We start from the raw sequence: 12,592 nt of genomic DNA, 5'->3' as shown, positions 1-12,592 counted from the left end.
TCCGGGTCAGCGGTAGCCGACCCGGCCGGACGCAGGGCCACCTTCTCAGCGGGCAGCCCGCTCGCAGGGTCGATGAACTTCCCGCCCTGCCATACGGCTCCCGGCACAACGGGCCAGCCCAGGGCCACGTACCCAAGAGCTGCCTGCAACTCGGCAGTCTCGGTATCCGGTGTAGTAGGTCGCACACTCTCGCCTTTCTCTTGACTGTTGAGCGGTTGACGCCATTGCCCTGGAGCGGCCTTGGCCGTCACAAGAGCCGTGGTCGACCGAGCTCCTGGTATCCGAGCGCTGATGCCCGGAATGAGCGTGACCGTTCGACCGTTCGAGCGGAGTTGCCGCGAGAGGTGGCCATGTGAGCCGAGGTGGCCGGAAAGGGGGGCCACAATGGTGACGTTCCCGGCTTCCAGCGTCAGGATGACAACATGCACGAACCGACCAGCATCGGGGCGCTCCTGCGGCGGCTCCGCCTGGACGCCGGCCGCTCCCAGAGTGAACAAGCCGACGTGCTGTCGCAGCGTGCGGGCCGAGCGGTCACTCGCAACGAGGTGTCCCGCTGGGAATCCGAAAAACGGATGCTGACGCCGTACTGGCAACAGCATTACGCGGACAGCTTCAGCGTTTCAGCCGACGTCCTCAAACGAGCGGTCGCCATTGCCAGAGCTCAGCGTCGACTGAATCGACAAGCAGCAGCACCTGGAGGGCGCAACGTGGAACGGCGTGGATTTCTAGGAGCGGTAGCGGGTCTCGCGGCTTCACTGCCGGCTCTCGGGATCGATGTGGCAGGCCAATCGACCCGAAGGTACGTCGACCCGATAGTGATCGATCACTTCGTAGCACTGCGGGATGCACTGGTATCGGCCGACAGCTTGCTCGGAGCGGGCAACCTGGTGCGCTCGGCAGGCGAGCAAGTCGGCGCTATCTCACAGTTGCACGAGCGGATTGAGCCCCGTTCTCGCGGGCGGCTATTCGAGATCGGTGCACTGTTCGCCGAGTTCCGCGGCTGGCTCGCCGACGATCTCGGTGATTTTCAAGCGGGTAGAATCTGGTCGAATCGAGCCCTTGAGTGGTCTCATTCGTCCGGCAATGCCGACATCGCCGCCTATGTACTCATGCGGATGAGCCAACAGGCGCAGTTCCTGAGCGAACGGGCGCAAGCGGTCGCGCTTGCCCAGGCTTCCCTCCGCTACGACGGACAGGTGGCCGGCGCCCAGGTCCGAGCTGCCATCCACCAGCAAGCCGCCCAAGCCAGTGCCCTCGACGGCGACGAGCGCATGGCCATGAGCTACATCGACCGCGCCCAAGCGCTCGCCGGAGCGGCAGTCTCAACGAACGACCGTTACTCGCTGGGCAGCTATTGCACCGCGAGCTACGTGTCCGTGCAGCGCGCCGCCGTTCTCCAAGCGCTCGGCGACCACACCCGAGCACTCACCGAGTACGACGACGTCCTGCGCCAGTGGCCACGATCGTTCCACCGTGAGCGCGGCCTCCACCTCGCGCGCCGGACGGCGGTTGCCGCCCGAGCCGGTCTTCCCGAAGCCGCGCTGGAGAGCGGTGCGGAAGCCTTGCGGATCGCGCGGGACACCCGGTCGCACCGCACTGTCCGCGAGTTGGCGACCAGCGCCACGCTTATGCTGCCTTGGCGGGCACTTCCGAGCGTGGACGAGTTCGTCCAAGCGGTCAGGAACGAAGGGGACGTGCGTGGGCGCGCTCAGCGTTGACGAGTTGGTCGGCCGGGACGAGTGGGACTCGGTCGTCCGGCAGCACCGCCGCCCGTTCGTCGTCTACAAGTTCGCCGCCACTCTCGACGGCCGGATCGCTGCCGAAGACGGCACGAGCCAGTGGATCACCAGCGCGGAGAGTCGGGCGGAGGTGCACTTGCTCCGGGCCGGTTGTGACGCGACCGTCGTCGGGTCCGGCACCCAGCAGGCTGACAACCCCAACCTCACGGTGCGCGGGAACGACGACCCTCGGCTCGACCTCGCGATCGTGCACAATCCCGACCGCCAACCGCTTCGGGTGGTCATCGACAGCAACGCGAAGACGCCCGCCGACGCCAACGTCTGCAACGACGCGGCGCCGACACTCGTCGTGGTCGCCGAAGGCGCCGACGCTTCCCACCTCAACGGTGTGGTGGATGTCTTGAAAGTCAAGCGAGCCGACCGAGGGCTTGATCTGCCGGCCGTGCTCACGGGCCTGCACGCCCGCGGTGTGCGGGCGGTCTTCCTCGAAGGCGGACCGACGCTGGCGGGCAGCTTCATCGCGCAAGGGCTGGTCGACCGCGTGGTGAACTACGTCGCCCCGGCGCTGCTCGGCTCCGGCAAGAGCGGTCTCGGGGACGCGGGAATCCGCAGCATGTCCGGCATCCTGCGGTTGGAACTGGTCGATGTGGCGCGGTCGGGGGCTGATGTGCGGCTTGTGGCGCGGACGGTGCGTTCGCGCTGAACGGTCGATGGCGCGCTCGCTGAACGGCGGTGGCGCGACCATCCGTTACCGGGGTTCACCCGAATGGCACGACCCGCCCATGGTCGCCCCTCCACCCCCGCACGGGGCGCATGCGGGCACAATGCCGGGGTGACCACAGCCATCCACCAGAGGATCGCCGACGAGCTGGGCGTGCGTGCCGGACAGGTCGGTGCCGCCGTCGACCTGCTCGACGGCGGCTCGACCGTGCCGTTCATCGCCCGCTACCGCAAGGAGGCGACCGGCGCGCTGGACGACGCCCAGTTGCGCACGCTGGAAGAACGGCTGGGCTACCTGCGTGAGCTGGAGGAGCGGCGGGCCGCCGTGCTGGACTCCATCCGGTCGCAGGGGAAGCTCGACGACGCCCTGGAAGCCTCGATCCTCGCCGCCGACTCCAAGGCCCGGCTCGAAGACCTCTACCTGCCCTACAAGCCCAAGCGGCGGACCAAGGCGCAGATCGCGCGCGAGCAGGGTCTGGAGCCGTTGGCCGAGGGATTGTTGAACGATCCTACGCTGAATCCGCAGGAGACCGCCCAGGCCTACCTGACCGAGGAGGTCGCGGACGTGGCCGCCGCCCTGCAAGGGGCGCGGGCGATCCTCGTGGAGCGGTTCGGCGAGGACGGCGACCTCATCGGCGAGTTGCGCGAGCGGATGTGGCAGCAGGGGCGGGTCGCGTCCAAGGTCCGGGAGGGCAAGGAGGAGGACGGCGCCAAGTTCGCCGACTACTTCGACTTCTCCGAGCCGTTCGCGAAGTTGCCGTCGCACCGCATCCTCGCCCTCTTCCGGGGCGAGAAGGAGGAGGTCCTCGACCTCCAGCTCGAACCGGGCGACGACGACGAGCCCACCGGCTACGAGGTGCGCATCGCCTCCCGGTTCGGGGTCGACGACCAGGGCCGCCCGGCGGACCGCTGGCTCACCGACACCGTGCGCTGGGCCTGGCGCACCCGCATCCTCGTGCACCTGGGGATCGACCTCCGGTCCCGGCTGCGGCAGTTCGCCGAGGACGAGGCCGTCAAGGTGTTCGCCTCCAACCTGCGGGACCTGCTGCTCGCCGCGCCCGCCGGCACCCGCGCCACGATGGGCCTCGACCCCGGTTTCCGCACCGGCGTCAAGGTGGCCGTGGTCGACGCGACCGGCAAGGTCGTCGCCACCGACACGATCTACCCGCACGTGCCCGCGAACCGGTGGGACGAGTCGATCGCCAAGCTCGCCGCCCTCGCCCGGCAGCACCAGGTCGAGCTGATCGCCATCGGCAACGGCACGGCGTCGCGCGAGACCGACAAGCTCGCCGTCGACCTGCTCAAGCGGCACGCCGACCTCAAGCTCACCAAGATCGTGGTGTCCGAGGCGGGCGCGTCGGTGTACTCGGCGTCGGCGTTCGCGTCCGCCGAGCTGCCCGACCTGGACGTGTCGCTGCGCGGCGCGGTGTCGATCGCCCGCCGGCTGCAGGACCCGCTGGCCGAGCTGGTCAAGATCGACCCGAAGTCCATCGGCGTCGGCCAGTACCAGCACGACCTGTCCGAGTCGAAGCTGTCCCGCTCGCTCGACGCCGTGGTCGAGGACTGCGTGAACGCGGTCGGCGTCGACCTGAACACCGCGTCCGCGCCGCTGCTGACCCGCGTCTCCGGCATCACCGCGGGCCTCGCGGAGAACATCGTGCTGCACCGCGACGCGAACGGCCCGTTCCGGTCCCGCACGGCGCTGAAGAACGTCCCCCGGCTGGGCCCGAAGGCGTTCGAGCAGTGCGCGGGCTTCCTGCGCATCCCGAACGGCGACGACCCGCTGGACGCGTCCTCCGTGCACCCCGAGGCGTACCCGGTGGTGCGGCGCATCCAGCAGCACGCCAAGACCGAGCTGATCGGCAACACGGCGGTGCTGAAGTCGTTGCGGCCACAGGACTTCGTGGACGACACGTTCGGCCTGCCGACCATCACCGACATCCTGCGCGAGCTGGAGAAGCCGGGGCGCGACCCGCGGCCGGCGTTCAAGACGGCGACCTTCGCCGACGGCGTGGAGAAGATCGCCGACCTCAAGCCCGGCATGGTGCTGGAGGGCGTGGTGACCAACGTGGCGGCGTTCGGGGCGTTCGTCGACATCGGCGTGCACCAGGACGGCCTCGTGCACATCTCGGCGCTGTCCGACACCTACGTCAAGGACCCCCGTGACGTGGTCAAGTCCGGTGACGTGGTGCGCGTGAAGGTGCTGGACGTCGACATCCCGCGCAAGCGGATCGGGTTGACCTTGAGGTTGCAGGACGAACCCGGCCGCAAGGCGCCGCAGAAGGAGCCGCAGCGCGGCGGCGGGCGGCCCCGTCAGCAGCAACAACGCCAGCAACAACGCCAGCAGCAGCCGCCCGCGAACGGTGCGATGGCGGAGGCGTTGCGGCGGGCGGGGCTTGGCGGGTCGAAGTAGGGGTACCCGGCTTGGCATGAGGGTCGTCGTCACGGGTGCCAGCGGCAACTTGGGGACGGCCCTGCGCCGGGTCCTGCGGGCCGACCTGCCGGACGCGGACGTGCTGGGCATCGCCCGGCGCGTGCCCGCCGGCGCGGTCCCGACCACCGGAGCGGGTGACACGGACGTGTTCGGCACCGCCCGGCGGGTGCCCGGCAGCACGTCGTGGTTGAGCTGCGATCTCGGCGCGCCCTCGGCGGAGGCCCTGCTGACCAGGGCTTTCTCCGGGGCGGACGCTGTCGTGCACCTGGCGTGGGCGATCCAGCCCGGTGTGGACGAGCCCGCCATGCGACGCACCAACCTGGACGGCAGCGCCCACGTCCTCGCGGCGGCCGAGCGAGCCGGGGTGCCGCAGGTCGTGGTGGCCTCGTCGGTCGCCGCCTACACGCCCGCCGACCACCGGGTGGACGAGGACTGGCCGTGCGGCGGTGTGCCGGGCAGTGCGTACAGCCTGCAGAAGGCCCAGTTGGAGCGGCTGCTCGACGGGCACGACGTGGCTCGGGTCCGGCCGTGCGCGGTGGTCCAGCCGGATGCCGGGGCGGAGGTGGACCGCTGGGTGCTCAGTCCGCTCATCCCGCCCTTCCTGGTCGGTCGGCGGTGGCTGCCGGTTCCCCTGTGGAACGGGCTGCGGGCGCAGGTCGTGCACGCCGACGACGTCGCGCGGGCGATCACGCTGATCCTGCGGCGACGGGTGACCGGGGCGTTCAACGTCGCCTCCGACGAGGTGCTGGACGCGGACGAGCTGGCGAGCGCGCTCGGCGGCTTCCGGCTGCCGGTTCCGTTGCGGCTGCTGGAGAACATCGCCTGGCCCACGTGGCGGGCGGGGTTGCAGCCGATCCACCCCGGCTGGCTGCGCCTCGCCGATCAGGCGTCCATTGTGGACACTTCACGGCTGCGGTCGCTGGGCTGGCGGCCCCGGCACGACGCGCGCGGCGCGCTGGCCGAGTTCGCCTCCGCCGTGTCGGAGGGCCGAGGACTCTGGGGTCCACTTGCTCCCCATGCCGGCCTCCGGTGGCGCAGACTGGGGTGGGGGCGTCCGATGGGGCAGAGCCAAGGGGGTTGAGTGAGCGACGACGTGGATGCCGTGGTCATCGGGTCCGGTCCGAACGGGCTGGTGGCGGCGAACCTGCTGGCCGACGCCGGGTGGGACGTGCTGGTGCTGGAGGCGGCCGACGAGCCGGGCGGCGCCGTGCGGACCGCCGAGCTGACCGCGCCCGGGTTCCACAACGACCTGTTCAGCGCGTTCTACCCGCTCGGGGCCGCTTCGCCGGTGATCGCCGGTCTGGGCCTGGAGCGGCACGGGCTGCGGTGGCAGCGCGCGCCCGAGGTGTTGGCCCACGTGCTCCCGGACGACCGGGCCGTACTGCTGTCCATGGACGTCGACCGGACCGCCGCGTCGGTGGAGGGTTTCGGCGCGGGTGACGGGGCGGCCTGGCAGGAGGAGTTCCAACGCTGGCAACGGGTACGGGACGGGCTGATCGAGGCGTTGATGCGGCCGTTCCCTCCGGTGCGGGCGGGCGCCGGACTGCTCGGCGCGTTGGGGCCGGCCGAGGCGTTGCGGTTCGGCCGGATGTTCGTGCAGTCCGTGCGGGCGTTCGGGAACGAGCGGTTCGTCGGACAGGGTGCGCCGTTGTTGTTGGCGGGCAACGCGATGCACACCGATCTGGGGCCGGATCAGGCCGGCAGCACGGCGTTCGGGTGGCTGTTGTCGATGCTCGGTCAGGACTTCGGCTACCCGGTGCCGCAAGGGGGTGCCGGGAAGCTCTCCGAGGCTCTGGTGAGCCGGTTGGGCGGCCTGGTCGAGTGTGGTCGCGCCGTGACGCAAGTCGTTGTCGCGCAAGGACGTGCGCTGGGTGTGCGGGACGCTTCGGGCGGGTTGGTGCGGGCCCGGAAAGCGGTGCTGGCGGACGTGCCCGCGCCGAGCCTGTACCTCGGTCTGGTCGGCGCGGAGCACCTGCCGGGCCGGCTGGTGGCCGATCTGGCGAACTTCGAATGGGACGACGCCACGGTGAAAGTGGACTGGGCGCTGTCCGGCCCGATCCCGTGGACGGCGACCGAGGCCAAGAGCGCCGGCACCGTGCACCTCGGCGGTGACCTGAACGGCTTGTCGTTCAGCAACACCGAAATCGCGACCGGACGGCTTCCCCGCACACCATTCGTGATCCTGGGCCAGATGACCACCGCCGATCCGACCCGGTCACCGGCGGGCACCGAGGCAGCCTGGGGGTACACCCACGTGCCACGCGGCGAGAGTTGGTCGGTGGACCGATTGCGACGGCGGGCGGACCGCGTGGAACAGCTCATCGAGCAGCACGCGCCAGGGTTCCGGGACCTGGTGGTGGCGCGGGCGATCCACGGGCCTGCCGAACTGGAGGCCCGCAACGCGAGCCTGGTAGGAGGGTCGATCAACGCGGGCACGGCGGCAATCCACCAGCAGTTGGTGTTCCGGCCAGTGCCGGGTTTGGGACGATCGGACACCCCGGTGGACCGCTTGTTCCTCGCGGGCGCTTCGGCACATCCAGGCGGCGGTGTGCACGGAGCGGCGGGGGCAAATGCGGCACGAGCGGCCTTGGCCCGCAACGGCATGGCAGGCGACGGCTACCGACTGATGATTCAGGGCCTGCACAGAGCGCTCTACCGCGACTGAAATTAAAAAAATGCGGCCCGAGCACGCGACCTGGCAACCGCAAGTGCACGTTCCGTAGCGCGCGTGGCGTTCCAGCCGTCCCTGGCAGCTTCAGGGCTTAGCGATGATGTGGTGCCACTGCTTAGCGTTCCCGGCTTGAGACCAGATCTGCGTTGGTGCTGGTCGCCTTGCGTTGTGGTTCCTCTGCGGTGGTGTCGTTGCGCATTGTGCGGTGGTGTCGTTGCGTATTATTTATTTTCTTCCTACTGCCAGGTCCGCTAGGCGGTGCAGTGATTCCCTGTTGCGTGGGACCAACATTACCGCCTGTGCTTGCTCCGGGAGCAGGGACAAGGGGCCTCGTGTTACCTTCTCGTGCATTCGGATCTTGGTCTCGCCGTTTTCCTCGGTGAGTTCGAACCGGATGGTGGCCGCGCCGAGCGGCCACATGCGGGCCTCCAGTTCCAGTTCGTGCGGTGGGCGGGACGTGGCTACCGTGGTCACGTCCTTCACCTGCAACGGCCACGGGCCGACGCTGTGGTGGATTCGTGCGCCGGGCGCGGGCCAGGTGGCGTCCACCTCCCGGATGTGCGCCGCTCCGACCACCCAGCTCGCGTACGACCAGCCGTCCGCCAGCACGGTGAACACCTGGTCCACCGGCACTGGCACCCGCAGGCTCACTTCGACCATGTCCGGTGGATTCCCTGCGTGCGCCGGTGGAAACTACTTCGCCCGGGTGCCCTTGAGCTTCACCAGATCGGATTCGAACAGGTTCGCCACCACGGCCAGACCGCCGGGGGCCTGGGCATCAGGCCTCGCGATGTACGACTGGGTGCTCGACGGCCGCCCTACCAGCGAGAATCGCAGTGGGCCGGTGATGCTGTCCGTGTCGACGCTGTTGGTGTCGTGGAACGCCCTCAGCACGCCGTCTCGGCTGAGGTCCCGGTTCGCGCAGGCCTTCTCCAGCACGGCCGCGAACGCGACGCCGATGGCGTACCCGTGGCCCACCGAACCGGTCGGCTCCAGGTCGGGGTACTTGCGTTCGAACGCCTGTGCCACGGAACGCGGGCCGGGCAGGTCCGCCGCGTACGGCGCGATCGGCGACACCACCCGCACCCGCTTGAGCACGGCGGACGCGGCCGGGGAAGTCAGGATCATCGGGTCGTAGCCGACGGCGTTGACCAGGAACGGCGCGTCCCAGCCGGACTTCTCGGCAGTGGCGACGGCGGTCGCGGTCTGGGGTGGGGACGTGCTCAGGAAGACCGCCTTCGCGCCGGCCGCCTTCAGTTCCTGCACGGGGGTGATGACGTCCGTCGTGGATTCCGGCACGGACTTGGTGATCAGGTTCAGGCCCCACTGCCGGGCGGCGAACGTGCTGCCCTCCACGCCGTTGCGGCCGTAGTCGCTGTCGACGTGGATGTGGCCGATGGTGTCGCCGTCCTGGAACACGCCCTCGCGCCGGAGGTGGTCCAGGCCGTTGATCACGTCCAGGTCGTAAGTAGTGCCGACGATCATCATGTGCGGGTTGCCCAGCAGCGACGCCGACCACGACGCGGGCGCGGCGACGGCTCGGGTCTGCATCAGGTCGGGCGCGATCGCGGCGGTCATCGGCGCGCCCGTCACGTCGATGAAGCCGAGCACCCTCGGCTCCAGCTCGAAATAGCCCTCCAGTGCCCGGTCGACGTTGTAGCCGTGGTCCTCCTGTGTCAATTCGACCTTGCGACCGCAGATGCCGCCGCGTTCGTTCAGCTCGCCCAGGAACAGCTCGTAGCCCTTGATGCGGATCAGCGCCGTCGACGAGAACGGGCCGGTCAGGTCGGTCAGGACACCCAACGAGATGGCCTGGTCCGTGACGCCGGGACCGGCTTTGACCTGGTTGTTCTCCTCCCCGGCCGCGCAGCCGCCGACCAGCAGCGCGGCAGTGAGGCCGATGGCGAGGTTACGCACGAATTACTCCCGGATTGCTGTTACCGACCAGTAGGAGTATTCGTCGGACCCGGCTGGATGGCCTAATCTTGTGAGATGGCCCACGCTCCCCGACCACCCGACCGCCGATCCGCACCGCACCCGCCACGAGGCTTTTCGGAATTGATTCCGAGATAATTTCCAGCGTTCATTGGGCCGAACGGAGCAGCCATCGATGGTCATCGCCGATGAACGCGAGGGGTGCTGTCCGTGAACGATCCGGGTTCTAATACTGGGGTCGGCCGATCTCCTGGAGTGTCCGCATGACGCCACCGCGCACCAGCTCTCCCGTCCTGGTCGGCCGGGGTGACGAGTTGGCTGCGCTGTTGGGGGCGGTCGCCGCGCAGCCGTCCGTCGCACTGGTGGTGGGTGAGGCGGGTGTGGGGAAGAGCCGACTGGTCCGCGAGCTGCTGCACCGGCCGGAGGTGGCGCCGTTGCGCGTGCTCACCGGGTTCTGCCAGCCGTTGCGGGAGCCGTTCCCGTACGGGGCGGTGCTCGACGCGCTGCGCACCGTCGGCGGGTTGCTCGGCCGGGTGCCGCTGAGCCCGGTCACCGGGGTGCTGCGACCGCTGCTGCCGGAGATCGCCGACCGGCTGCCCGGCCCGCCGCCGCGTCCGGAGGACCCCCGGCACGAGCGCCACCACCTGTTCCGCGCGGTGCGGGAGGTGGTCGCCGCGCTCGGGCCCGCGCTGCTGGTCGTGGAGGACCTGCACTGGGCCGACGACGGGTGCCGGCACCTGCTGCGGTTCCTGATGGCCGACCCGCCGCCGAACCTGACCGTGCTGGTGACCTACCGCCGCGAGGACGCGCCGGGCGGGATGGGGTTGGGCAGCGCCTACCGGCCGCCCGCCGGCGTGACCGGGGTCGTGGTCGAGCTGGCCCCGCTGGACGCGGCGCAGGTGCACGACCTGACCGCCGCGATCCTCGACGTCGACGGGGTGTCGACGGAGTTCGCCGCGCGGTTGCACGAGCGCACCGCCGGCATCCCGTTCGTGGTGGAGGAGATGCTGCGCGCGCTGCGCGACCCGGACTGGCGGCTGCTGGAAGAGGTCGAGGTGCCCGCGCTGCTGCGGGACGCCATGGCCGAACGGCTGGACCGGCTGCCCACCACCGGGCGGCGGATCGCGCAGGCCGCCGCCGTGCTGGGCGTGCCCGCGTCCGAGGAGCTGCTGGCCGAAGTCGGCGCGGTGGAACAGGAACGGGCGCGGCCCGCGTTGACGCACGCCCTGCACAGCGGGGTGCTGCACGAGGCTTCGGACATGCGGTACGGGTTCCGGCACGCGTTGGCGCAGCAGGCCGTCTACGACACGCTGACCGGGCCGGAGCGGCAGCGGCTGCACCTGCGGGCGTTGAGCGCGTTGGGGAACGTGACGCCACGGCCGTTCATGCAGCTCGCCGAGCACAGCCGCCGGGCCGGGAGGCTGGCCGACTGGCTGCGCAACGGCGAGGCCGCCGCCGACCGGGCGCTGGAGGTCGGCGACCCGTCCACCGCCACCCGGTTGTACCAGCGGCTGCTGGACGAGGCCTCGCTGACACCGTCCGATGTGGACAGACTGGCGGTGAAGCTGGGTCAGGTGGCGCGCGGCGGCATCGACCAGCACGACCCGCGCACCACCCTGGAACGCCTGCTCAACGACCGCCGCCTGTCCCGTGCCGCCCGTGGCGAGGTGCGGATGAACCTGGGTTTCCTGCTGATCCGCCAGTTCGAGGGCACCGTGCAGGCCCGGATGCAGCTCGAACACGCCGTGGAGGAGCTGACCGACCGGCCGGGCATGGCGATGCGCGCGCGGGCGGTGCTGGCGCAGCCGTTCATCGGGGCGACGCCGCTGGCCGAGCACCAGCGGTGGATGCGGGTGGTCGACTCGTACATCGAGGCCTGCGAGGACCCGGAGGTCCGGTATTCGCTGCTGGCCAACGAACTCGGCTCACGGGTGTCGATCGGCGACCACAGCGTGGTGTCCGAACTGGACAGGCTGCCGGCGACGTCCGCGGACGTGGAGACGCGGCGGCACCTCGCGCGGGCGAACTGCAACCTGGCGGACGCCTGCGCGCTGGTCGGGCACTTCGACCTCGCGCGCGACTTCCTGGACAAGGGCCTGCGGCTCACGGTCGGCGCGGGCGTGCCGTTCACCGAGAGCACCGGGCAGTCGACCCGGATCCACCTGGACTGGTACTCGGGGAACTGGGGCTCGCTGGTGACGCGGGCGGGGCGGCTGCTGGAGGAGTACCGCGAACTGCTGCCGGTGGCCAGCGAGAGTTCACTCGTGCTCGGCTGCCTGGCGGTGGCGCGGGGCGAGTGGGACGAGGCCGAGCGGCACCTGGAGGACAGCGGTGTGCGGTCGGTGGAGAACTCGATCACGCCGGTCGCGCTGGGCGGGTTCGCCGCGCTGTGCCGGCTGTGGCTGGAGCGCGGCGACCTCGCGCGGGCGTGCGCGGAGGCCGACCGGGGGCTGGACCTGATGCGGCGCAAGGGAGTGTGGGCGTGGGCGGGCGAGCTGGCGCCGGCGGCCGTGGACGCGTACCGGGCGGCGGGGCGCGTCGAGGACGCGACGAAGCTGGTGGAGGAGCTGGCGGCGGGCATCGCCGACCGTGACGCGCCGCTGGCCCACGTGGCGCTCAAGGTGTGCCGGGCGCTGGTCGCGATGGGTCGGGACGACGACGCGGTGTTCCTGTTGCAGGACGCCCGGCGGGCGGCCGACGCGCTGGGGCTCGCGTACTACTCGGCGACCCTGTCCGAGCGGATCGCGTTGTACGGCGTGGAAAGCGGTGACGGGTCGGCGGTGGCCGCGCTGGGCGAGGTGGCCGACCGGTTCGACGCGCTGGGCGCGAGCCGGGACGCCGCCCGGTGCCGGCACCTCGTGCGCGGGGCCGGGGTGGCGACACCTTCGCGGCGGGGGCGGCGCGGGTACGGCAACGCCTTGTCGCCGCGCGAGCAGGACGTGGCGCGGCTGTTGGCGCAGGGGCGGACCAACCGGGAGATCGCCGACGTGCTGTTCCTGTCGCCCCGGACGGTCGAGCAACACGTGGCACGGGTACTGCGCAAGCTGGGCGTGGCGTCACGGGCGGACCTGCTCGCCTAGCGCCCGAGCGCTC

8 protein-coding genes are annotated in these 12,592 nt (G+C 70.6%); 6 read left to right on the top strand and 2 right to left on the bottom strand.

Features of this window, described 5'->3' with window-relative positions:
* Positions 1 to 422 precede the first annotated feature (422 nt).
* The 5 genes from ACQPZF_RS14135 to ACQPZF_RS14115 all read left to right on the top strand — a co-directional run bounded on the left by ACQPZF_RS14135 (position 423) and on the right by ACQPZF_RS14115 (position 7,558).
* Complete coding sequence (locus ACQPZF_RS14135) at positions 423 to 1,718, top strand: helix-turn-helix domain-containing protein (RefSeq protein ID WP_433271856.1); 1,296 nt, start codon at positions 423 to 425, stop codon at positions 1,716 to 1,718.
* Positions 1,699 to 2,442, top strand: a complete 744-nt coding sequence (locus tag ACQPZF_RS14130; RefSeq protein ID WP_433271855.1) for a RibD family protein — start codon at positions 1,699 to 1,701, stop codon at positions 2,440 to 2,442. Before ACQPZF_RS14135 ends, ACQPZF_RS14130 begins: the two co-directional genes overlap by 20 nt.
* Positions 2,443 to 2,571: 129 nt before the next feature.
* Complete coding sequence (locus ACQPZF_RS14125; RefSeq protein WP_433271854.1) at positions 2,572 to 4,872, top strand: Tex family protein; 2,301 nt, start codon at positions 2,572 to 2,574, stop codon at positions 4,870 to 4,872.
* Positions 4,873 to 4,888: 16 nt separating this feature from the next.
* A complete protein-coding gene (locus ACQPZF_RS14120; RefSeq protein ID WP_433271853.1) occupies positions 4,889 to 5,974 on the top strand; it encodes an NAD-dependent epimerase/dehydratase family protein in 1,086 nt (361 codons plus the stop codon).
* Positions 5,975 to 7,558, top strand: coding sequence for a phytoene desaturase family protein (locus ACQPZF_RS14115; RefSeq protein WP_433271852.1), 1,584 nt, complete (start codon positions 5,975 to 5,977; stop codon positions 7,556 to 7,558).
* 231 nt (positions 7,559 to 7,789) lie between these two features.
* Here the strand turns inward: ACQPZF_RS14115 and ACQPZF_RS14110 are convergent, their stop codons facing one another.
* Positions 7,790 to 8,224 (bottom strand): SRPBCC family protein, encoded by a 435-nt coding sequence (locus ACQPZF_RS14110; protein ID WP_433271851.1) that lies wholly within the window; start codon positions 8,222 to 8,224, stop codon positions 7,790 to 7,792.
* A 33-nt stretch (positions 8,225 to 8,257) separates the two neighbouring features.
* Positions 8,258 to 9,481 (bottom strand): ABC transporter substrate-binding protein, encoded by a 1,224-nt coding sequence (locus tag ACQPZF_RS14105; RefSeq protein WP_433271850.1) that lies wholly within the window; start codon positions 9,479 to 9,481, stop codon positions 8,258 to 8,260.
* Between the two features lie 281 nt (positions 9,482 to 9,762).
* Between ACQPZF_RS14105 and ACQPZF_RS14100 the strand changes: the two genes are divergently transcribed.
* A complete protein-coding gene (locus ACQPZF_RS14100) occupies positions 9,763 to 12,579 on the top strand; it encodes an ATP-binding protein (RefSeq protein WP_433271849.1) in 2,817 nt (938 codons plus the stop codon).
* Positions 12,580 to 12,592 lie beyond the last annotated feature (13 nt).

This window comes from Actinosynnema sp. CS-041913 (assembly GCF_050942485.1).
GTDB lineage: Bacteria > Actinomycetota > Actinomycetes > Mycobacteriales > Pseudonocardiaceae > Actinosynnema.
This window is presented reverse-complemented; position numbering and strand designations above follow the sequence as displayed.